Source organism: Megalodesulfovibrio paquesii (assembly GCF_054653055.1).
Genome location: NZ_BAAIGQ010000004.1, coordinates 495061 through 517058 on the forward strand (window position 1 = coordinate 495061; position 21998 = coordinate 517058).

Annotated in this window: 21 protein-coding genes; 9 read left to right on the top strand and 12 right to left on the bottom strand. The window is 65.0% G+C overall.

Annotated elements, in window-relative coordinates; genetic code table 11:
• The first annotated feature begins 73 nt into the window (after nucleotides 1-73).
• A complete protein-coding gene (locus ACYQ00_RS04885; RefSeq protein ID WP_460031043.1) occupies nucleotides 74-568 on the top strand; it encodes a PH domain-containing protein in 495 nt (164 codons plus the stop codon).
• On the opposite strand, the gene ACYQ00_RS04890 is transcribed toward ACYQ00_RS04885, so the two are convergent.
• From ACYQ00_RS04890 to infA, 4 genes are all read right to left on the bottom strand, one after another.
• Complete coding sequence (locus ACYQ00_RS04890) at nucleotides 495-2621, bottom strand: transglutaminase TgpA family protein (protein WP_460031044.1); 2127 nt, start codon at nucleotides 2619-2621, stop codon at nucleotides 495-497. The genes ACYQ00_RS04885 and ACYQ00_RS04890 overlap by 74 nt on opposite strands.
• On the bottom strand, nucleotides 2618-3583 hold the full coding sequence (locus tag ACYQ00_RS04895) for a DUF58 domain-containing protein (RefSeq protein ID WP_460031045.1): 966 nt from the start codon (nucleotides 3581-3583) through the stop codon (nucleotides 2618-2620). The genes ACYQ00_RS04890 and ACYQ00_RS04895 overlap by 4 nt, the downstream gene beginning before the upstream one ends.
• A gap of 2 nt (nucleotides 3584-3585) precedes the next feature.
• On the bottom strand, nucleotides 3586-4500 hold the full coding sequence (locus ACYQ00_RS04900) for an AAA family ATPase (protein ID WP_460031046.1): 915 nt from the start codon (nucleotides 4498-4500) through the stop codon (nucleotides 3586-3588).
• A gap of 148 nt (nucleotides 4501-4648) precedes the next feature.
• Complete coding sequence (infA, locus tag ACYQ00_RS04905) at nucleotides 4649-4867, bottom strand: translation initiation factor IF-1 (protein WP_460031047.1); 219 nt, start codon at nucleotides 4865-4867, stop codon at nucleotides 4649-4651.
• An 83-nt stretch (nucleotides 4868-4950) separates the two neighbouring features.
• Here infA and ACYQ00_RS04910 point away from each other — a divergent pair, with 83 nt between their 5' ends.
• Complete coding sequence (locus ACYQ00_RS04910) at nucleotides 4951-5898, top strand: glycosyltransferase (protein WP_460031048.1); 948 nt, start codon at nucleotides 4951-4953, stop codon at nucleotides 5896-5898.
• 134 nt (nucleotides 5899-6032) lie between these two features.
• On the opposite strand, the gene ACYQ00_RS04915 is transcribed toward ACYQ00_RS04910, so the two are convergent.
• The 7 genes from ACYQ00_RS04915 to budA all read right to left on the bottom strand — a co-directional run bounded on the left by ACYQ00_RS04915 (nucleotide 6033) and on the right by budA (nucleotide 12381).
• Nucleotides 6033-6833 (bottom strand): tetratricopeptide repeat protein, encoded by an 801-nt coding sequence (locus ACYQ00_RS04915; RefSeq protein ID WP_460031049.1) that lies wholly within the window; start codon nucleotides 6831-6833, stop codon nucleotides 6033-6035.
• A gap of 42 nt (nucleotides 6834-6875) precedes the next feature.
• Nucleotides 6876-8033 carry a glutamine-hydrolyzing carbamoyl-phosphate synthase small subunit gene (gene carA / locus ACYQ00_RS04920; RefSeq protein WP_460031050.1) on the bottom strand — a complete coding sequence of 386 codons (1158 nt, stop codon included), beginning with the start codon at nucleotides 8031-8033 and terminating at the stop codon, nucleotides 6876-6878.
• A gap of 85 nt (nucleotides 8034-8118) precedes the next feature.
• Nucleotides 8119-9069, bottom strand: a complete 951-nt coding sequence (locus ACYQ00_RS04925) for a D-alanine--D-alanine ligase family protein (RefSeq protein WP_460031051.1) — start codon at nucleotides 9067-9069, stop codon at nucleotides 8119-8121.
• Nucleotides 9026-9613, bottom strand: a complete 588-nt coding sequence (locus tag ACYQ00_RS04930; protein ID WP_460031052.1) for an HD domain-containing protein — start codon at nucleotides 9611-9613, stop codon at nucleotides 9026-9028. Before ACYQ00_RS04930 ends, ACYQ00_RS04925 begins: the two co-directional genes overlap by 44 nt.
• Nucleotides 9614-9731: 118 nt before the next feature.
• Nucleotides 9732-10676, bottom strand: a complete 945-nt coding sequence (gene epsC / locus ACYQ00_RS04935) for a serine O-acetyltransferase EpsC (protein WP_460031053.1) — start codon at nucleotides 10674-10676, stop codon at nucleotides 9732-9734.
• A complete protein-coding gene (gene cysK / locus ACYQ00_RS04940) occupies nucleotides 10673-11623 on the bottom strand; it encodes a cysteine synthase A (RefSeq protein WP_460031054.1) in 951 nt (316 codons plus the stop codon). The genes epsC and cysK overlap by 4 nt, the downstream gene beginning before the upstream one ends.
• A 2-nt stretch (nucleotides 11624-11625) precedes the next feature.
• On the bottom strand, nucleotides 11626-12381 hold the full coding sequence (gene budA, locus ACYQ00_RS04945; protein WP_460031055.1) for an acetolactate decarboxylase: 756 nt from the start codon (nucleotides 12379-12381) through the stop codon (nucleotides 11626-11628).
• Nucleotides 12382-12678: 297 nt separating this feature from the next.
• Between budA and ACYQ00_RS04950 the strand changes: the two genes are divergently transcribed.
• Nucleotides 12679-13314 (top strand): LysE family translocator, encoded by a 636-nt coding sequence (locus ACYQ00_RS04950; RefSeq protein WP_460031056.1) that lies wholly within the window; start codon nucleotides 12679-12681, stop codon nucleotides 13312-13314.
• A gap of 26 nt (nucleotides 13315-13340) precedes the next feature.
• Here ACYQ00_RS04950 and ACYQ00_RS04955 read toward each other — a convergent pair whose 3' ends face one another.
• Entirely contained in the window at nucleotides 13341-16484 is a 3144-nt protein-coding gene (locus ACYQ00_RS04955) for a PAS domain S-box protein (RefSeq protein WP_460031057.1), read from the bottom strand.
• A gap of 323 nt (nucleotides 16485-16807) precedes the next feature.
• On the opposite strand from ACYQ00_RS04955, the gene ACYQ00_RS04960 reads away from it, so the two are divergent.
• The 6 genes from ACYQ00_RS04960 to ACYQ00_RS04985 all read left to right on the top strand — a co-directional run bounded on the left by ACYQ00_RS04960 (nucleotide 16808) and on the right by ACYQ00_RS04985 (nucleotide 21925).
• Nucleotides 16808-17302: a Fur family transcriptional regulator gene (locus ACYQ00_RS04960; RefSeq protein ID WP_460031058.1), complete on the top strand. Its 495-nt coding sequence runs from the start codon at nucleotides 16808-16810 to the stop codon at nucleotides 17300-17302.
• A complete protein-coding gene (locus tag ACYQ00_RS04965) occupies nucleotides 17289-17786 on the top strand; it encodes a rubrerythrin family protein (protein ID WP_460031328.1) in 498 nt (165 codons plus the stop codon). The genes ACYQ00_RS04960 and ACYQ00_RS04965 overlap by 14 nt, the downstream gene beginning before the upstream one ends.
• A gap of 156 nt (nucleotides 17787-17942) precedes the next feature.
• Entirely contained in the window at nucleotides 17943-18794 is an 852-nt protein-coding gene (gene otsB / locus ACYQ00_RS04970; RefSeq protein WP_460031059.1) for a trehalose-phosphatase, read from the top strand.
• On the top strand, nucleotides 18791-20302 hold the full coding sequence (locus ACYQ00_RS04975) for an alpha,alpha-trehalose-phosphate synthase (UDP-forming) (protein ID WP_460031060.1): 1512 nt from the start codon (nucleotides 18791-18793) through the stop codon (nucleotides 20300-20302). The genes otsB and ACYQ00_RS04975 overlap by 4 nt, the downstream gene beginning before the upstream one ends.
• 103 nt (nucleotides 20303-20405) lie before the next feature.
• Nucleotides 20406-21422 (top strand): protein kinase family protein, encoded by a 1017-nt coding sequence (locus tag ACYQ00_RS04980; protein WP_460031061.1) that lies wholly within the window; start codon nucleotides 20406-20408, stop codon nucleotides 21420-21422.
• A gap of 11 nt (nucleotides 21423-21433) precedes the next feature.
• The gene (locus ACYQ00_RS04985; protein ID WP_460031062.1) at nucleotides 21434-21925 is read left to right on the top strand and encodes a universal stress protein; all 492 of its coding nucleotides are present in this window, start codon (nucleotides 21434-21436) and stop codon (nucleotides 21923-21925) included.
• The last annotated feature ends 73 nt before the right edge of the window (nucleotides 21926-21998 follow it).

Here is a 21998-nt window from a genome sequence, read left to right on the forward strand (position 1 = left end):
AGCATACACGACTCGTGGAAATCCTGCTACTGAAGCAGGCCTGGCCTCCCCAGGGTTTTACCAAGGAGCGACAATGTCAGCCGATATTTTTCCCATTGCGCCGGTACTGGACAAGACCGGGTGGGCGGCGTTCGGCTTTGAAATCTTTTGCATCGTCATGACCCTCTTTTTTATCGGGGCCATGGGATTTGCCTGGACCACAGTGCGCAGTCTGCGGCACGCCGAATTCCAGCTGGCAGACCACGAGCTGCAGGTGCGTTGCTTCCCCTTCAGCCGAACCTACCCGTACACCGCGTTGGATCTGCAGGCGGCCCTCGTCACGGACACCCAGACCCATCCGGAGTTCAAGCCCACCTCGCGCAAGGCAGGGACAGCCCTGGGCACGATCAAAGGCGGCTGGTATCGCCTCCGAAACGGGGACAAGGCGTTGCTTTACTTGACCCGCGGGGAGGAGGCGGTGGTCATCCCCACCCGAAATGGGCACACGCTGCTGCTTAGCCCGCAGGATCCGACCGGTTTTCTGGAACGATTGCGGCAGCGTGCCGGGGCTGTGCCGGACGGGGCCTGAAGTCCCGCACCAGCTGGGCCAGTACGCGCAGCTGCCCGGCGCGGTCCTTCACCCCGTCCGGCAGGGGGACGCCGGAAGCGTCGGGGGGCATGTAGGCCAGGGCGATGTACCGCCGCAGGATTTCCAGGGCCTCCGGAGCCAGATCTGGCCGGAAGGCCTCGATGCGGCGACCGTATTCGACGGGCCCGAGCGCCGGCTCGCGCGGCAGGCCCGCGGTGGCCAGGCGGGAGCAAAAAGTCCGGTACAAGGCCGCCACGGGGTCTTCCCGACGGGTGATGCCGGGCCGCCGCCGGCGTTGCCACCAGAGCACCATGGCCGTCGCGCCGGCCAGCAGCACCGCAAGCGCCACCGCCAGACCGAGCCGGCCGCGCAGGGTCCGCAGGTCCAGCCCCAGATCGCGCAGCATCTGGAACTGGCGCAGGGAACCATAGCTGAGGACCATGTCATACCATTGATACGAGAGTGTTTCCAGGGCATTGCGGAGCCAGGGCCAGTGCACCAGGGGTGAGGTGTCCCGGTGGAAATGCCGGGCCAGATCCTCGGCGCTGAGGGCGGCTTCCAGGCCTATCATGACCCGCTCCGGAGCCACGGCTCCCGTGGGATCCACCCGCACCCAGCCCCGGCCGGGCAGCACAACCTCCGCCCAGGCGTGCGCCTCGGCCTGACGCACCTCCACGTGCCCGCCCAATGGATTGACCAGCCCGCCCAGGTATCCCAGGGTCACCCGCGCCGGCACCCCGGCCGCACGCATCACATACGCAAAGGCCGCGGCAAAATGCTCGCAAAAGCCCTGCCGTGTCCCGAACAAAAAGCCATCAATGGGGTCGGCCCCCAAGGCTTGCGGGGCCAGGGTGTAGACGAAGGGTTCCTCGCGAAAGCGTTGCAACATGGCCTGGACGCGAGCCTCCGGGGCGGCAATGTCCCTGGCCAGCTGCTCCCCCAGCGCCCGGGCTCTGGGGTTGCCCCGGGCCGGCAGCAGCAGGCCGGCGCGAACGGCGTCTTCGGAGGCCGGATCATACGAGTTGAGGAAAGAGACCACCGAATACCGCCGCCGCTGGCTCACAGGCCGGAAGGCCCGCAACGTCCTGTCATTGTGCAGCATGGCCCAATACGGGAACGCCCCCGCGGCCTGCACGGGCTTGTCCAGGGCAAAGAGCCAGCGCGTGTTCATGGGCTCCAGAATGATGGTGTAGGAGATGGGCAGCGTCCCCCGCAACACCGTGCGCTCCTGTTCCGGCTCTTGCCCCTTGAGCCATCCCCGGCCATCAAACTCCCAGAGGGTCAGCCCGCGCCAATAGAGTTGATTCACCGCCGGCGGGGTTGCGTTCTCGAACTCTGCGCGGAAGACCAGTGTTTCATCCCTGACCAGCCGCCCCACCGCGCCCAGAGTCATGTTGTCATCAAAGCCGATGGGTGCGGCATTGGGCGGCAGGCCGAACAACCCGCCGGGCAGGCGGGGAAACAAAAAGAACAGCACCAGCATGACCGGCGCGCCCTGCAGCAGCAACCGGCTGGCCTGATTCAATAATGGCCGGAACCCTTCCTGTGGCCGGACCAGATGCATGAAGACCATGCACGCACCCAGCGCAGCAGCCAGGAGATAGCCGGCCATGGCCATGGATTCGGAATAAAAGAGATTGCTCAGCACCAGAAACATTCCGAGCAGGATGGCGGCCATATGGTCCCGCCGGGCAACGCTTTCCAACGGCTTGAGCCCCATGACCGTGGCCAGCACGGCAACGCCGCCGGCCAGGCTCTTGCTGCTGCCCGTCGAGATAACCGCCTCCACCACGGCCAGGGTCACGGCGGCCAGGGTCAGCACCTGCAGCAGCCTGCGGCCGGGCAGGCGCCAGCCGCGCCGCGGGGTCGCCAACGCGTAGCCCCAGGCAGCCAGGCACAGCCCGGTGATCCAGGGCGGCAGGCGCAGGGCGTGCGGCGCCAGGGCCAGGGCCAGAAAGGCCACCACCGCCTCAAGCCGTGGCGCGGGGGAAACGCTGCCCAGGAACGCGCTGTCTGGAGGAACAGGCAGCATGCGTGGAGATGTTGGCGTCATGCCGGGTCATCCTCCGCGCCGGGGCCGTACACCGCAGGGCGGTACAAGGCCAGTGCATCCAGACAACGCCGTTTGCGTGCCTGCGGATCAAGCCCCTCGCCGACGCGCCGCCCGGGAAGCCGCAGGACATATTCCAAGCCGAGGCCATGCGCCCTGAGGATCTGTCCGCTGAGCACCGCCAGCTTCGCTTCCGGATCAGATCCCGGCGTGGTGGCCAGGTCGAGCTCTGCCGTGCGCCCCTGGGTGCCTTCGAAGGCTTTGACCAGCAGCCCCCGGCCACGGGTGGAGGCCTTCCAGGACACACGGCGGGGCGGATCGCCCGGCACGTAGGCGCGCAGTTCCCGGAAATCATCCACCCCGGGTCCGCCGCTTTGGCCCTCGCCTTCTCCACCGCCGCCAAAGACAAAATCCGGCACCTGGGCCGCCGGTGCGGGCCAGACCAGACACTCCAGCTCCAGCTCCACCACCGTCCAGGCCCGAAAGAGCCCCAGGGGCCAGACAGTCTGCAGGGTCACCGGCCCTGGCAGCAGCCGGCCGCGGCGCGGGGCCGGCATGCGCAGGGTGTAATGCACAGGCATGCCGGCTGGCAAATCCACGCCCGGCGCATCATCATCCAAAAGAAAATGCACGGCGATGGCCAGACGGTCCGTCGGCGCCAGGGCCTGGATGTGCCACTCCGCCAAACCGCCGGCAAACACTCCCGGCCCCACGCCTGATCCCGGAGTCAGCCGAATGTCCAGCAGGGCGCGGCGGGTCTGCAGGCAGGCGGCCAGGGAGGCCCCAACCAGCAGAAACGTCAGGCCAAAGCCCAGGTTCAGATTGTAGTTCATACTGGCCACAAGCATGACCGCCATGGCAGCAAGAAACCACCAGCCATAGCGGGTCAACCCCAGGGCCACGCGGCCGTGGGTGGGCGGTGCGTGCGGGAACAGACGAAAGGCGCGCAACGGGTGGGCAGGCATGCTCAGGCCACGGCCACCTGCGCCAGCAGCGCGTCCAGTGTTTCGGGGGCGAACTCGCGCTGGGTGGCGCGGGATTTCAGCCGGTGCCCAACCACCCAGGGCAGCACGGCCTGGACATCCTCAGGCAGCACGTGCCCTCGTCCGTCCAGCCAGGCCCAGGCCTGGGCCGCGCGCACCAGGGCCTGCCCGGCGCGGGGCGAAAGGCCCACGGCCACCTCGGGATGCCGGCGGGTCAGCTCCAGCAGATCAAGCACGTATTCCACCAGAATCTCAGAAACATGCACCGCAGCCACCTCGCGCTGCAGGCCTGGGATGGCCTGCGGCTCGAGCACCGGGGGCAGGGTCTGAATCCGCGCGCGCGTTCCGCCCAGCAACAGCAGCATTTTTTCGAACTGCCGCTCGGGGTAGCCAAGGTGGATGCGCATGAGGAAGCGGTCCAGCTGGGAGTCCGGCAAAGGATACACCCCTGCCTGCTCCACGGGATTTTGTGTGGCCACGACGAAAAACGGCTCCGGCAGCAGGTGCGAGACACCTTCCACACTGGCCTGGCGTTCTTCCATGGCCTCCAGCAGGGCGGATTGGGTTTTGGGCGTGGCGCGGTTGATCTCGTCCGCCAGCAACACCTGCGTGAACAGCGGCCCCTGGTGAAAGTGAAAGCTGCCGTCGCGCTGGTCATAGACCGAGGCGCCGATGACGTCTCCTGGCAGGAGATCCGAGGTGAACTGGACCCGCTGAAAGTCCATTCCCAGGGACCGTGCCAGGCATTGGGCCAGCGTGGTCTTGCCGATGCCGGGGATGTCCTCGATGAGCAGATGCCCCTGGGCCAGCAGACAGGCGAGGGCCAGCCGGATCTGGCGGTCCTTGCCAAAAATCACATTCCCTATTTGATCAACAAGGGCATGGACGTGCGCGAGCATGAGACTCCCGTTGCGACTGGTACGGCCGGAATGGCGCGCATAGGGGAGCCTACCATCGCTGCAGCGGAAGGTCCAGTCATCCAGCCATCCAGCTGTGCAGCTGCAGAGATGCCCGGCAAGGCGCCGGACGCCGCGCTGGCGGCAGGGGTTATTTCATGCGGTAGGTAATGCGGCCGCGGGTCAGGTCATACGGGGAAAGCTCCACCTTGACCCGGTCGCCAGGCAGAATGCGGATGTAATATTTGCGCATCTTACCGGAAATGTGGGCCAACACCTCGTGGCCGTTTTCCAGCTCCACACGAAACATGGCGTTGGGCAGGGCTTCCTGCACCACGCCGTCAACTTCAATGGCATCTTCCTTGGGCATGCTGGGTCCTTGGTTTCTGGTTGCGGTCGGGGAAACCTCGTTCTATTTTCATGGATCGTCCAGTCTGTCAACGAGGGAGCCCCATGCTGATTCTGATGCTTGCCGAGAACGACCCCGCAGGCACGGCCATTCGCTTTGCCAAGGCCGTGAACGCCTGCACCGATCACCACTGCCGCGTGGTGACCGCCCAGACTCGCTATGCCCACGCCTGGGAGCCGGACCTGCATGTGCCGGATCTTGACCCCGCCGGCCTGGACGAGCTGGAAGGCCTGCTGCGCCGCGCCGACGTCTTTCATTTCCATATGGTGATTGACGAACACTACGCCTTCGGCCCCTTCACCCCAAGGGACTACCTGCGGGGCAAGCGCATTGTGCATCATCACCACGGGCATCATGATTTTCGAAGCAATCCTGAAAAATTCCGGCACAAGTACCAGCAACTCGGCCGCCGCCGTCTGCTCGTTTCCACCCCGGACCTGCGCTGCCTGCTGCCCGAGGCGCGCTGGCAGCCCAATCTCGTCCCCCTGCCCGAGGCAATCCCCCCCCTGCCGCCCTGCCCGCCCCTGATCATCAGCCACGCGCCCACGCGCAAGGATCTCAAAAATACCGACGAACTCCTGCGCATCGTCGCCCGTCTGCAACCGGCGTTCCCGCAGCTGGCCCTGGATCTCATCGACAACGTCCCCCATGTGGACTGTCTGGCCCGCAAGGCCCACAGCCACCTGACCTTTGATCACATGCAGGGATACTATGGCATGAGTTCTCTGGAGAGTCTGGCCATGGGCCGGCCGGTCATCGCCGGGTTGTCCGGGCATACACGGCGCACCATCTGCGAAACCCTCGGCTGCGAGACCCTGCCCTGGCTCCAGGCCTGCACCGGTGCCGAGCTGGAAGCCCTGCTGCGCAGCCTGCTCCAGGATCCAGACACCCTCGCCTTCCTGGCCGGGAGCGCGAGCCGTTCCCGTCAGTTCATGGAGGCCCACTGGAGCCCGGAGCGCATTGTGGGGATGTTGTTGGAGGCGTATGAATAGGAAGAGATACGCAATGCGCCAGGAAGGATACTCCTCCTTGGCTCCCCTCACGGTGTGCGCCGCAGCGCCCGCCAGCTGGAGGGGGGCCGGGGGAACTCAGTTCCCCCGCGCTATGTCTTCTGTTTTGCTGCGGCCTAGCCCATCTGCTTGAGGGCGTAGGTGAGCATCTTTTTGGCTTCCTTGAATTCCGCGTCGCATTCCAGGGCTTTGTTGGCCATGTAGGCCACCTTGTCCCATTTGCCCCAGTCCAGATAGAGCCGGCCGATATTGAAGTACAGGTTCGGATCATCCTTACAGAAATCCAGGGCCTTGGCGTAGTACTTTTCGGCCACGTCAAACTTGGAGAGTTTGCGCAGGGCCATGGCGATGCGGTTGTACAGGTGGATGGACTCCGGGGAGTCCGCCAGGGCCTGGGAGAGGAAGTCGTAGGCTTCCTCGTACCGATTGGCCTTGAGGAAGCGCTCGCCAACGTCTGACTTCAGGGCCGCGTCATCGTGGAACTCGGCCACCAGGCCATCGAAGTGCGATTTGGCTTGGACGAATTGCTGGGCATCCAGCAGCTTTTGCCCGGACTCGACCCCTTCCTGCTTCTTTTTCTCCAGGGCGGTCAGGATGGCCTGGGCGTCGTTGATCTGGCTTTTGCGCAATTCGCCCAGACATTCGCCCAGCGTTTCCAGCAGGGCTTTCTCTTCGCCGGTCTTGTATTCAAGCTTCAGAGGAATCAGGGCGCGAAAGCCCCGGTGCACGTCTACCTTGTACACCGCTTCCGTGAGCAGGGCTGCGAATTCCTCGCGTTCCTGGCGCATCAGGGGAGTCCCCATCATCGTGGCCAGCGCATCCCGGATGGCTTGCACAGCCGGCAGGTATTTTTCCTGCTTGAGATAGGTGCTCACCTGGGACAATTGCGCACGGGCTTTGGTCAGCTCATTGGACATGGGCGGCTCCGTTAGGAAACGACGGGTTCTGCGGCGGGGCTGTTACCGGCCAAGCTCCTGACGCACCATGCTCCGGAAGCGGTGGAAGAAACTCCGGCTGTCATGCGGGCCGGGGCTGGCTTCCGGGTGGTACTGGATGGCGATGATAGGCTTCCTGGTATGACGGAAGCCCTCCAAGGTATTGTCATTCAGGTTGATGTGGGTGATCTCCACATCCTTGAGGCTATCCACATCCACGCAGAAGCCGTGGTTCTGGGAGGAGATCTCTATGTGTCCGGAAAGGAGGTCCTTGACCGGATGGTTGCAGCCGTGGTGGCCGAACTTGAGCTTGAAGGTCGTGCCGCCCAGGGCGTGGCCCAGGAGCTGGTGTCCCAGGCAGATACCGGCCACGGGATAGGTTTCGCACAGGGTGGCCAGCTCCGCGATCACCGGTCCCAGGGCCGCGGGGTCGCCAGGGCCGTTGGAGAGGAACACGGCTTCCGCGCCGGTCTGCTGCACCTGGGCCGCGGTAAAGGAGGCCGGCACCACCAGCAGATCCATGCCCTGCTCTTCCAGGAGGCGCAGGATGTTCCATTTGATGCCGAAATCATACACCACCACGCGCACGCCGCGGCTGCGCCCGCCTTCCGGCGTGGCCACGCCGGGCCAGTCGTAGGAGCCGTCCTTGTTCAGGGAGACGGCCCGGGGGGCGGCGCCATCCCAGCGGTATGTGGACGAGGCGGACACGGCGGCGGCCAGGTTCTGGCCTTCCATGACCGGGATGGCCTTGGCCCGCTCCACCAGTCTGGCCGGATCGGCCTCACGGGTGGAAATGATGCCGCGCTTGGCGCCATGCATGCGCAGATGGCGGGTGAGCTGGCGGGTGTCTATGCCTTCGATACCCAGGATGTTATGGCGCTTGAGGTAGTCCGGCAGGGACTCCTTGGCGCGCCAGTTGGAGGGCACCTTGCAGCATTCCTTGACGATGAAGGCCTCCACGTAGACGCGGTCGGACTCCATGTCTTCGGGATTGATGCCGTAGTTGCCGATCAGGGGATAGGTCATGCACACCATCTGGCCGGCATAGGAAGGATCGGTGAGCACTTCCTGATAGCCGGTCATGCCGGTGTTGAAGATCACTTCGCCGCTGGTTTCGCCGTCGCCGGTGAAGGAGGTGCCGTGAAAGACGAGGCCGTCTTCCAAGGCCAGAATGGCACGCATGGATCAGACTCCTTGAGGGGGGATGAACAGTTCCCAGTACGGCACGGTGGCTTGCGCGGTCAAGCAAAAGGAATTCACCAACGAATCATACTCCTTGGCGTCTGTTTGTCCGGCTTCTGGCCAGGCCGAGTTCCAGGAGCCTGGCTATGAGGGCCTCGAATTCCAGGCCAGCCACCCTGGCGGCGCGGGGCACCAGGCTGGTGGCAGTCATGCCCGGCAGGGTGTTCACTTCCAGGAGGGTCACGCCGGCAATGGAATCCTGCCCGTCCCAGATGAAGTCCGCCCGGCTGTAGCCCTCGCAGCCCAGGAGACGATGGGCGGTCAGGGCCAGATCCTGCACATGGTCGCGCACGGCGTCCGGGATGGGCGCGGGGCACAGCTCATCGGCCCCGCCCTGCTCGTATTTGCTGGCGTAGTCAAAGAATTCCCCGCGGTTGGGCTTGATGAGGATCACCGGCAGGGCCTGTTCCTCGCCAGCATTGCCCAGCACACCGCAGGTCAGTTCAATGCCGGGAAAGGCTTCCTCCACCAGTGCTTCCACCCCCTGGGCCCACTGGCCTTCCAGCACGGTGCGCAGGGTCACGGCGTCCGCGGCGCGGCCCATGCCCAGGGAGGAGCCTCCGGTATTCGGCTTGACGAATACCGGGAAGGCATACGGCCAGGTCCAGTCTGCCCCCGGATCCTGCGGCAGGAAGGCCCAGCGCGGCGTGGGCAGGCCGGCATCGGCCAGGAGTTCCTTGGCCGCGGCCTTGTTCAGGGCCAGAAAGGACGCCGCCGGGCCAGAGCCCTGATACGGACAGCCCACGCGGTCCAGCAGGGCCTGGATGAGCCCGTCCTCGCCGGGGGAGCCGTGCAGGTTCAAAAAGGCAAAGTCGGCCTGTCGGGCCAGGGCAACGAGGCCGCTCAGGTCGTGGACCGGATCATAGGCGAGCACCTCGTGGCCCAGGCGTTCCAGGGCCGCATGGATGATCCGCCCCCCGGAAAGGGAGACCTCACGCTCGCTGGACCAGCCGCCGGCTATCAAAATCACACGCATCGGGATCGCATCCTAGCAATTCGGTGAAAGCTCTGGAAATTTCCAGGGCCTGGGCCTGGGTTCGTTCAATGCCGGCAATGGCCTTTTCGGTCTTGCCGTAGCGGGCCATCAGATCATGGCCGCGCTCGTCCAGGGTCACGATGCGGTCGTGGGCCACGCGCTTGTCGGCGTAGATCACGGCCATGGGCAGAAAATGGCGGCGCACGTCCACGGGCCAGGGCCACCAGACGTGGTGGGCCACGCCCTGGGCGATGCGCGGATTGCCTGTTTCCAGCAGCACCCAGGCCGCGCCCAGCTGGGCGTGCGAGCCGGTGTGCAGAATGGTGTAGAACTTGGCCAGGTCATGCAACAGCGCACTGGCCCGGACTTCCTGGACCTCCACCTCGGTAAAGCCCAGATCCGGCACGGCCAGGGCGGCCTCGGCCAGGGCCGTGGCGATGCGGGCCACCAGCCGGGAATGCTCGCGGATGTGCGCGGGCATGGCGTAGGAGTCCCAGAGCGCCAGACACCGCGCCTCGTCAGGAGCAGGCGGGAAGGGAGGCACACTCTCCGGGGCAACCGGAGGCGGAGGAAGCGTCAATGCAACACCCATTTGATGATTGTGTCGAAATTCAGCGCAGTGCGCAAGGAGGAAGGCAGCGCACGCCAATGAGTTTTTTCCGTCACGATTTCCCGTTGGCCGCGCCCAGCAGAATCCTTGAGCTTGTCTCCCCGGCGCGTTGCTGGGCCACGTGGGAATATGGCGGCAGATCTTCCGTGAGCCAGACGTTGCCCCCCACCACCGAGCCTTTGCCGATGGTGATGCGTCCCAGCAGCGTGGCCCCGGCATACACCACCACGTCATCCTCCACCACGGGATGCCGGGCAATGCCCTTGATGAGCGCGCCGCTGGCATCCTTGGGGAAGCTCTTGGCCCCCAGGGTCACACCCTGGTAGATGCGCACGTTCTGGCCGATGACGCAGGTTTCGCCCACCACCACGCCGGTGCCGTGGTCGATGAACAGCCCTTCGCCGATCTGCGCGCCGGGGTGGATGTCGATGCCGGTTTTGGAGTGGGCCATCTCGGTGATGATCCGCGGGATCAGATCCACCTCCAGCCGGTGCAGGGCGTGGGCGATGCGGTAATGGGTCAGGGCCAGGATGCTCGGATAGCAGAAGATCGTCTCGCCAGGATGCTTGGCCGCCGGGTCGCCCACAAAGGCGGCGCGCACGTCCGCGGCCAGCAGACGCCGGATTTCCGGCAAGGCCGAGAGAAAGCGGGCGGTCTTGTGCCGGGCGGCCTCCTCGCAGCTTTCGCAGTCCGTGTCTGCATGCTCAGGCTGGCTGTTGCGGCAGGAGAAACAGCGACCACGACGAATCTGTTCCGTCAGCAGCCGGGCCACCACATCCAGCCCCGCGCCGATGTGAAAACGCATGGTTTCGGGCGTGAGCTCCGACTCTCCGAAATAGCCAGGAAACAGAATGGCCTGCAGCCGGGCCACCACCTCGCGCAGCACCTCGATGGAGGGCATGGGCTGGTTGTGGGGCGTCTGGTGGAACATGCCCTCGTAAGACTCCACCCGGCAGAGCTGTTCCGTGATCTCATCCAGGGAAAGCAGGGGGCTCATGCGCGGGGCTCCTCCACCAAAGCAGGATCATTGAACAGAGGTGAGCTCAGGTAGCGTTCCCCGGTATCGCAGATGATGGTGACGATGCATTGGCCGGCATGTTCTGGCCGGGCAGCCAGCTGCAGGGCGGCAAAGACATTGGCCCCGGCAGAGATACCGCAGAGGAGGCCTTCTTGCCTGAGCAGGCGACGGGCCGTGGTCAGGGCGTCCTCGGTGCGCACGGGCAGGATTTCGTCCAGCAGGGAAACGTCCAACACCTCGGGCACAAATCCCGCGCCAATGCCCTGGATGCCGTGCGGCCCTGCCTGACCGCCGGAGAGCACCGGGGACTCCGCCGGCTCCACGGCCACCAGCCGCACGGAGGACTTTCTGGCCCTGAGCGCCCGGCCCACGCCGGTGATGGTCCCGCCCGTGCCCACACCGGCCACGAACAGATCCACCGCCCCGGCCGTGGCGTCCCAGATTTCCGGGCCGGTTGTGGCCTCGTGGGCTGCCGGATTGGCGGGGTTCCTGAACTGCTGGGGCATGAACGCGCCGGGCGTGGCGGCCAGGATGGCCTCGGCCTCGGCAATGGCTCCGGTCATGCCTTTGGCCGCCGGAGTCAGGACCAGCCTGGCTCCGAAGCCCCTGAGCAGATCACGCCGCTCCTTGCTCATGGATTCAGGCATGGTCAGGACCAGCGAATACCCCCGCAGTGCGCACACAAAGGCCAGGCCTATGCCGGTGTTGCCGCTGGTGGGCTCCACGATGGTCGCCCCGGGGGTGAGCAGGCCGCGCTGTTCGGCATCGAGGATCATGTTCCTGGCGATGCGGTCCTTGATGGAGCCGCCGGGATTGCGGGATTCCAGCTTGGCATACACCGCGGCCCCCAGCCCCTTGCCCAGCCCCCCGAGCCGGACCAGCGGCGTACGGCCCACACCGGCGAGCATGCTTTCAAATGCCTGCATGATCATTCCACCTTTGCCCCTGCCTCGCCCTGCGCTGGCGGGAGCGCCGCAGGCAGATTGGGGGGCAGATAGAGTTCCATCCGATCCAAAATCATCACCTGGGCCTCGGCTTCGGTGGTGGTCACAGCCAGCAGATGGCCGCCCTGGCGCCGGTCATCAGTCAGAAAATGCAGATGCCAGCCATCCACACCATAGCTTTTGGCGTGGGCCGGGAACCGGAAGCCGATGATATCGCCGGTGACGTCTTCCAGGGTGAACACCGCCTGCCGGGCCACGGCATCGGCCAGGGGCGGATAGGGCGGCTCCTGTTTGGGCACGCTGCGGACCTGGACTCTGGCGAACTGCCCGTGCACCCGCACGGCGGCAAAACGCTGGGTGTCCGGGGCCAGGGCATCCAGAGCCTGGCAGAGGGCCTTGAAATCCCCGGATTGGATCTCGCCGGAGGTGTGCGGGTCAAAGCGCACAGTGGTGGCAAAGGGGATGGTCGTCTCGGGCGGGGCGGCCCGGACCTCGCCATCCACAGGCACCTGATAGGTGACACCGTCCACCTGAACCAGCTCGCCATCGAGCCCGTCGAAGGTGCCCAGGCCCAGGGTGCCCTGGCGGTCGAGGGATTCCACGGAAATGACACCCGCAAACGCACCGGCCTTCAGAGCGTCCAGGGTGGAGGTCTGGTGGATGGCGTCGTCCTCACGGCTGCCGCCACATCCCGGCAGGGCCGCCAGCACCAGCAGGAGCAGGACGAGGTGCGCAACCATGCGGATTGATTGCGATGACAGCATATTGCGCATGCCTCGCCGGTTCTGGGACCGCTTATCGGTGAACAGGCCGCCAGGATTATGCATCGCGCCTCCCGTGCGATTGGAGAACTGGGATCAGTTGAAACGACCGGGAACAGCCCTGACCATACTGCATTCCACCCCACAGCGAAAGAGCGACGGAATGCGCCACACGGCAGGCGCGTTTTGGCCACCACAAAGGCATGGACAAACCCCTGCCACAGGCGTATCGCCTTGGCTGCATCCGCCGTCGCCGCATGTATTCGGAGGTTCGATATGCTGACTGCGACCCTGCTTTCCTTTGCCCTCACGTCGCTGGTTGTCCTGGCCATTCCCGGCCCCACGGTGCTGCTGGTGGTGGGGATGTCCTTGCGGGAAGGCCCACGCGCCGCCCTGCCCCTGGCCCTGGGCGTGGCCCTGGGGGACGCCCTGTCCATCTCCCTGTCCCTGGCCGGGTTGGGGGCGCTGGTGGCGTCGTCCGCCGGATTGTTCACCATCGTCAAATACTGCGGCGCGGGCTACTGCATCTACCTGGGCTGGCGGATGTGGCGGGATGCGCCGGGCCTGCGGGCCGCGGGGCTGGGGCTGGGGGCCGCGGCGCAGCAGGTTTCAGCCAAGCGGATCACCGGGCGCGCGTTTTTGGTGACGGCACTCAATCCCAAATCCATTTCCTTTTTCATGGCCTTTCTTCCGCAGTTCCTGGACCCGACGGCGCCGCTGTTGCCGCAGGCCCTGGCCCTGGGCAGCACGTTCGTGATCCTGGCCACATGCAATGCCATGGCCTATGCCCTGCTGGCCGGACGCTGCTCGCGGTTCTTCCGCCGGCCCGGTGCGGTGGGACTGTTCCACCGTCTCGGCGGAGGCTGCCTGATGACCGCCGGCGCAGCCGTGGCGCTGGAAGGGGCAGACTGACGAGGACGCCGGCGCCGGCGCGCTGTTCAGGCCGCCTTTTCGGCCCCCTGGTCCGGTGGCGATCCGGCCCCGGGCGTGTCTTCGGCCTCTGCAGCCACCTGCGGTGCGGGCAGGCGCACCACAAAGGTGGCGCCCTGCCCCAGGACGGATTCCGCCCAGATGCGCCCGCCGTAGTGTTCCACGATTTCCCGGCAAATGGCCAGACCCAGGCCGGTGCCGCGGGGCTTGTCGCCATCGCGGCCTTCGGGAAGAATCTGATAAAATTTCTCGAACACCGCTTCCAGGGCGGTTTCGGGAATGCCATGGCCGGTATCCGCCACGCGCAGTTCGACGGAACAGATATCAAAGCCCGGCTCCAGGGCCTCCCGAATCAGCGACGCCGAAAGCCGGATTTCGCCGGCTGCGGTGAACTTGGCGGCGTTTCCCAGCAGATTCTGTAATACCTGGACCATCTTGTCCCGGTCCAGGTGCAGCCGGGGCAGGTTGGATTCGACAGCCGTGACCAGACGCACGCGGCCGGAAGCCGGGAGCATGCCCCGGACGCTGGCGGCGGCGTCCTCCAGCAGCTCTGGCAAGGACACTTCCGTATCCCGCCAGATCATCATCCCGGACTCGATGGCATTGATGTCCAGCAAATCGTTCACCAGCCGGGTCAGCCGCCCTCCCTCCCGGGCAATGATGTCCAGGTTGCCGGCAATGCGCTCCCCGCACTGCCGGCGGGGGATTTTCGCCAGCGGCTCAATGCGGGAATCCCCTGTCAAATAATAGCGGTGGAACAGCTTGCTCGTGATTTTGGCGAACCCCAGGATGGAGGTGAGCGGAGTGCGCAGTTCATGGGAGGCCGAGGACAGGAAAGAGGTTTTGAGCCGGTCCAGCTCCAGCAGCCGGGTGTTGGCCTGGCGCAGTTCCCTGGTGCGGAGGGCCACCTGCTGCTCCAGCTGCTCCCGGGCCTGCTCCCTGGCGGTGTCCACGACCTTGCGGTCCGTGATGTCCATCTGGAAGCCCTCGATGTGCGTGGGCTGCCCGCGCTCGTCCCGCACCAGCCGTGCCGTCAGGGACCCCCAGTACAGGGTGCCATCCTTGCGCTTGAACTGCAGTTCCGCCTCCTGCACGGCGTCTGTGTGCAGCAGCCTGGTGAGCAGGGCCTGGCGATCCTCGGGGCGTGCGTACATGTCCTGCCCGAGATGCCCCAGGCGGTCCGACGAGGCCTGCGGCGAGGCATCGCCCTGAATCCTGGCAAACTCCGGGTTGGCGCTGAGCAGTTTTCCGTCCACGGTAGAACGGAAAATGCCCACAGGTGCGTTCTGCACCAGGAGCCGGTATCGGTTTTCCGCCTGTTCCCGGGCCTGGGCGTTCTCTTTTCGCTCCGAAATGTCCCGAATGGTGGCGATACAGCGTTGCACCCCGCCGACGGTGACCAGACTCAGATTCACCTCAGACCAGAACAATTCGCCATTGCGCCGGCGCGAGCGCCATTCCAGGTTCAGCGAACCTTGTCGCCGTGTCTGCCGGATGTGCTCCCGCACCTCGCGGAATGAATACGGCGGCTCCCCCTGGCTGATGTCAGCCACATGCAGCAACAGCAGTTCCTCGCGGGTGTAGCCGAAGAGATCGCAGGCGCGTTGGTTGGCATCCACAATCCTGCCACTCTCCACATCATGGACCAGCAATCCCTCGGTCACGCCCTGGAAGACGACGTGAAAAAACTCCTGCGAGGCCGCCAGCGCCTCTTCCGACTGCTTGCGCCGCGTCACATCCGCCAGCATGCCGTCGATGCGCAGCAATTGCCCCTGTGCATCCCGAATGGCCACCGCATTGACGGCCACCCAGATCACACTGCCATCCTTGCGCAGCATGGGCAGCTCGTAGCCGGAAATGAACCCGTGCTCCGCAAGCATGGCCAGCACCAGCGCCCGCTGCTCCGGCCGGGCGTATATACTGGGCATGGAGACAGCATTGCGGCGGACATCTTCCTCATCCTGATAGCCGAACATCTGCGCCAGCGCCGGGTTGCAATGCAGGACCTTGCCGTCCGGCCCGATCTGGAAAATACCCTCGATGGCGTTGACATACAGGTCCCGCAATCTGCCTTCCGACGCCCGCAGGGCCGATTCCCGTTCCCGAAGCTCGCCGGCCATGCCCGCAAACGCCCCGGCCAGTTCATCCAGCTCGGCAAAGGTCTGCCCTTCGCCATCCAGGGTCGCCGCCTGCATGATGGCCGGCGCCTCTACATCCAGAGGCCGCAGGCCGCTCAGCGCCTGGGCAAACTCCAGCAACGGCCGCGTGACCCGACGCCGCATCTCCTGGCGCAGGGCCACCACCAGCATCACATACAGGAGCACCACACCGCCAAGATACCCGGAGCAGGCAAGCAGGGCCGGCTGGAGCATGGAGGATACAGGGCGGGAAATCAGCAACACCCAGCCAGTCCGCGGCAGGGCCTGGGGGACAACCATGCTGAGCCGGCCCGCCACCTGCTGCAGCGTGACCGTCCCTTCCTCCTCCTCTTCGCTTTCCGCCTGCTGGAAGGAGGGCCAGTCGGCAATATTCAGGTCAGCCTGCGGTCCCAGGGAGGCAGGGGTCACGATGACGCCGCCAGCCTCGTCCGCCAGCAGCAGCGCGTCCTCATCGCCCACCAGCATGCCGCGCATGGAATCCGTGAGGGTTTGCAGATTCAGCAGGCCCACCATGGCCCCGCCGCCGGGGATACGGCACTCCACATCCACCACCAGGTGCCCCGTGTCTGGCGAACGGTGTGGCCGCGAGACCACCCTCGGCAGGCCGCCGGTTTCTGCAACATCATATTGCGAAAGAACCGTCGGGCCATCCGGAAACGCGCGCACCAGCCCGCCGGCAGTGTCAAGGTGAATCAGCCTATCGAAATATCGCGCATTTTGCTGCAACGCCCGCATGGCCTGCTCTGCGGTGGCCGGCGACGCGCCCGCGGTCAGGGTGGCCAGGGACTGCAACTGGGCCTGCGCTGTCTCCACGTGCTGCTGCACATACCGGGACATGGCCGCCGCCAGTTCCCTGTTGGCCTGAAGCACCGTCCGGTACTGCGCCAGGGCCAGCAGCCCCCCCAGCAACACCCCAAAGGCCAGCACCGGCAAACGCAGCCGGCTGGCGATGGTCCGCTCCACAATACTTGAAAGTCGAGGATGTCGCGTCATGCCAGCACACCACTCTTGTCCAGAAGTCCATACGGCAACGGCCTGCTGACATCCCCTGCTTGTGACAACGCAACGCCCCTGGGCCTTGCATGGTTTCTGCTCACAGCGCCCCTCTCCCGGCCCGCGCGCCCCCCGCTGCCACGCAAACCACTCCCGGCAGGTTGCCCCCCTGCCTTCCCTACAAATTCAGCCTGATGGCAAAATACGCCTGCCCTGCCAGCGCTTCAATCCTTTTTGCGTTTTTTTTCTTTTTTGGTTGACAGCCAGGCTGAATAGGAATAATTCTTTCTCAAGATCAATTCGTACTTCGTATCGAGGCAGCCATGAACACAGCCCCTGTTCGCACTCCCCTTCGTGACGCCCTGGTGCAAGCCGATCTGGCCTGCACCCCACAACGTCTGGCCATTTATGATGTCCTCATGCACGCCACGACACACCCCACCGCCGAGGACGTGTACCAGACTGTCCGCTCGGGCATGCCCACCATTTCCCGGGATACGGTTTACCGCACCCTGACCCTGTTTGAAGAACTGGGCTTGCTGGAGCGCGTGCAGATGAGCGCCGACTGCGCCCGGTTCGAACCCAACCTTGCCCCGCACCACCACCTCGTCTGCACGGGCTGTGGTTCGGTGGCTGATTTTGATTGGCACGAGGTCGAAAGCCTCCCGCCCCCGGCCTTGCCAGAGGGGTGGGACGCGCCTCGCAGAGCCCATGTCGTGTTCCGGAGCATGTGCCCAGCATGCCGGAACAATGCCCTGAAACAACAACAAAAAAGCAACATTCCTCAAGGAGAGCATCATGTCCATGACCAAGACTGAAGCTGATCTGCGCGAAGCCTTTGCCGGCGAATCCCAGGCCAACCGCAAGTACCTTGCCTTTGCCGAAAAGGCCGACAAGGACGGCTACCCCCAGGTTGCCCGCCTCTTCCGTGCGGCGGCCGCCGCGGAAACCGTGCATGCCCACGCCCACCTGCGCGCCCTGGGCGGCATTGGCGACACCGCGGCCAACCTCAAGGAAGCCGTGGCCGGCGAAACGCATGAGTTCAAAGACATGTACCCCGACATGATCGAGCACGCCAAGGAAGAAGGCCACAAGGCGGCGGAGCGGTCCTTCACCTACGCCAACGAGGTGGAAAAGATCCACGCTGAACTGTACCAGAAGGCCCTGGATTCCCTGGGGCAGGAACAGGCCGACGCGCCCTACCATGTCTGCAACGTCTGCGGCTACACGTGTGAAGGCGAGGCCCCGGATACCTGCCCCGTCTGCAAAGCCAAAAAGCAGGCGTTCTTCATCGTGCAGTAGCTTCAGTTTCCCGCATGCCATTGCGGTGCCAGCGCGCCCTGTCCGGACTCCGGATGGGGCGTTTTCTTTTGGATTCGACCATCGCGCCGCAATGTGCTATGCAGTCACTATTGGTCCCCCTCTCTCACACCAAACACACCGTTGAAAGTCGCACGCATGGAACGAACATACCACACCGACCCCCTGTCGCTCGCCGCACCGGAGCACATGCGCTGGGACGCCATGCAGGCCGATGCGGCCCTCTGGGCCCGGCTGGCCGCCACCCCGCGCATCCTGCTGCTGGACTACGACGGCACCCTGGCCCCCTTTGTCCCCCAGGGCCTGCGCGCCCGCCCCTATCCCGGCGCCGCCGAGCTGGTGGAGCGGCTCATGCAACGCCCGGATCTGCACCTCGCCCTGGTCAGCGGCCGGCCCACGGAACTGGTGGCCTCGCTCATGGGCATTGACCCGGCCCCGGAAATCTGGGGCTGCCACGGCCTGGAGCACCGTGATGTGCACGGCCTCCTGACCCGCGCCCCCCTGGAGCCTGGCCTTGAAGACGGCCTGCGCGCCGCCGAGGACTGGGCCGAAGCCCGTCGCCATGCCGGGTACCTGGAGCACAAGCCAGGCTGCCTGGCCCTGCACGTCCGTGGCCTGCCCAAGGCCAAGGCGGAATTCATGCTCCAGGACGCCACGGAGGCCTGGCAGGCCATTGCCAACACGTTCCCCCTGGCCCTGCATACCTTTGACGGCGGGCTGGAGCTGCGCCCCCGCGGTGTGGACAAGGGTCGCGCCGTGGCCGCCATGCGCACCCAGCACCCGGGCCTGCCCATTCTTTACCTCGGCGACGACCTGACTGACGAAGACGCCTTCCAGGCGCTTGTGCCTGGCGACGTGCCCGTACTGATCCGGGAGCGGTTTCGCCAGACTGCGGCCGCATGGTGGTTGCGGCCGCCAGAGGAGCTGCTGGCCTTTCTGGAGGCCCTGCTCCATCTGCCAAATCCCCTTACGTACGGAGAGACCTCATGAGTGTTCCGCAGCTGGCCGTCATTTCCAATCGCCTTCCCGTCCGCCTGTCCAAAGACGCCTCGGGCAAGTGGATGCTGGAACAGGGCGCCGGCGGACTGGTCACGGCCATGGCCCCGGTGCTGCGCGACCGCGGCGGATCCTGGGTGGGCTGGTCCGGGCTGGCGGCAGGCAGCCTGGGAAATGGCAGCGGACTGGACGGCACCGGCGACAACGTCACCCCCCTCTTTGAAACCTTCTCCAGGCAGGCCGGCTATTCCCTGCATCCCGTGCAGCTGACCGAAGAGCAGGTGGCCGGGTTCTATGCCGGCTTTTCCAACGAAATCCTCTGGCCCCTGTTCCACGACCTGCCCACCCGCTGCAATTTCTACAAACCCGATTACTGGCGGCATTATCGTGAGGTGAACATGCTGTTTGCCGACACCATCGCCGCCACCCTGCCCGCCTCCACCTACTGCTGGATTCATGACTATCACCTGATGCTCGTGGCCGGGGAGCTCCGCCGCAAGAATCCGGAACGTCGCTGCGGCTTTTTCCTGCACATTCCCTTCCCCCCGCCGGACAACTTCCTCAAGCTCCCCTGGCGACGCGAGATCCTGCACGCGCTCATGGAGCATGACCTCGTGGCCTTTCACACCCTGCGCGACCGCCGCAACTTTGTGGCCTGCCTGCAGTCCCTGATGCCCCAGGTTACCGTCCGCGGGCGCGGCGGCGTGGTCCAGGCCAAGCACGAAGGCCGCACCGTGCGCATCGGCGCCATTCCAATTTCCATCGATTACCGCAGCTTCGTCCACACTGCGGGCACCAAGGAAGTGCAGGATCTCGCCCGCGCCCTCACGGCCGCCTACGAACACCGGACCATCATCCTCGGCGTGGACCGGCTGGATTACACCAAAGGCATCCCCGAGCGCCTGGAAGCCCTGCGGCTGATGCTCCAGCAGCATCCCGAACTCCTCGGCCGCATTGTCTTTGTGCAAATCCTCGTCCCCAGCCGGGAAGATGTGGACGAATACCGCCAGCTGAAAATGGAAATCGAGCGGATGGTGGGCGAGATCAACGGCCAGTTCGCCACGCCGGGGTGGAACCCCATCCATTACCAGTACCGCAACTTCCCCCGCGAGGAGCTGGTGGCCTATTACGTGGCCGCCAACGTCATGTTCGTCACCCCCCTGCGAGACGGCATGAACCTCGTGGCCAAGGAGTACTGTGCCTGCCGCCGGCACAACACCGGCGTGCTCATCCTCAGCGAGTTTGCCGGGGCAGCGGCCCAGCTGCAGCGCGACGGCGCGCTCCTGGTCAACCCGTTCGACATCGAAGGCATGGCCGCCACCCTGCGCCGGGCCTGCCTGATGCCCGTGGCCGAGCAAAAACCCCTCATGCGCCACATGCGCGCCAGCATCCGCAAGCACGACATTTACTTCTGGTGCGATACCTTCCTGAACACCGCCTTTTCCCTCAAACTGTCGGACTTCCCCCAAATGGAGGACGTGCAATTCCACGAACTGGAATAAACCAGCCCTGTTTGCCCATGCAGGCTGACATGCCCCTGGCGGCATGGTATGGTGGGTCCATCGCCTTGCTTCGGCAAGACCGGGCGAGAAAGAGGGCACAGCCATGACCACCACCCACCCTGGCGGCACTCCGGGCGGCACTCCGGATGACCGGGCGCGGGCCAAGGAACTCATCCTGGCCTACTATCCGGAATTCGGCCAGTCCCGCTTCGGCCGGCTCGTCACCGACACCACCGAGTTCTCCCGCATCGACTACGGCGATGTCATCGCGCTGGAAACCGGCCACTACCTGGTGTACCGCAACGAGGCCGAGCGCCGCTTCGGGCTGGAAGACCCCAAATACTGGGTCAAGCGCTGCCGGCACCTGGAAACCGGGGAGACCAAGATTCTCAAGCTGGTCTTTCACGAGCACTTCCCCCTGCGCATCGGCCAGCTGGAGATTCTCTGCCACCGCAGCCCGGAAAAGGAGGCCCGCATCCTGGATCTCGTCCGCGGGGACATGCGGTTCATGCAGGGCGTGTGCACCCTTGATGCCGCAGGCAACAACGTGCGCATCCTGGACATGGTCCGCGGCAAGCCCATCGATGAAGTGGTCTCGGCCCTGGAAATGGACCACGCCACCTACTTCCGCACCCGCTTTCCGGACATGCTCGCCCGTTTCCTCAATGCCTGCGAGGCCCTGGCCTTTCTGCACAGCCATCACGAAAAACACGGCGACGTGCGGCGCGATCATCTGTTTGTGGAATACGGCACCGGCCTGTGCCGTTGGATCGACTTCGATTACGCCTTCCAGTCCAACGAAAACCCCTTCGGCCTGGATATCTGGGGCCTGGGCAACATCCTGCTCCACCTGACCGGCAAGGACCTCTATACCACCCACGACCTGCACACCCGCGGCTTTGACCCCGAGATCCTGGCCGATCTCAGGCCCGAGGACATGTCCCTCATGTTCACGCACCGGGTCATGAACCTGAAAAAGCTGTTCCCGTACATTCCCGGGACGTTGAACCGCGTCCTGATGCATTTTTCCGCTGGTGCGCCGGTGTATTACGAAACCGTCTCCGAATTCCTGGACGACCTGCGGCCCGTGCTGCAGGCCATGCAACCCCATGGCGCATGAAGGAGGGAACCATGAATCCCCGGAACATCCTGCTGGCAGTGGACGGCTCCGAAAACGCCATGCGCGCTGTGGAATACGCCAGGGCCATGACCAGCGGCGGCGAGTTTCTCCTGCGCCTGCTGCACGTGGAACGCCTGCCCGAGCGCGATACCTTTGCCGATGACGAAGCCTGGCGGGAGGCCTGCATGCAGAATCACGCTGCCATGCAGGCCTTTCTGGAACAGGCCCGCACCGTGCTGCTGGAAGGCGGTCTGCCACCCGAGCGTCTCAGCCTGGAATATGTGCACGCCTGCGCCTGGCCTTTCGACGCCCCCCAGGGCCAGCGCTGCAGCCCGGATCTCTCCGTCTCCCGGGAAATCCTGCGCCGCATGCAGGAAGACGGCTTCGGCACCGTGGTGATCGGCCGGCGGGGGCTTTCCAAGGCCGAGGAGTTCATCTTTGGCAGTGTTTCCAATAAAATCATGCACCTGGCCAAAAACTGCACCGTGTGGGTGGTGGCCTGAGCCAACGCAGCTCGCCGGTGCATGAACAGTTCTCCAGCCAGGCATGACAGCGGCCCGGCTTTCGGCTACCATG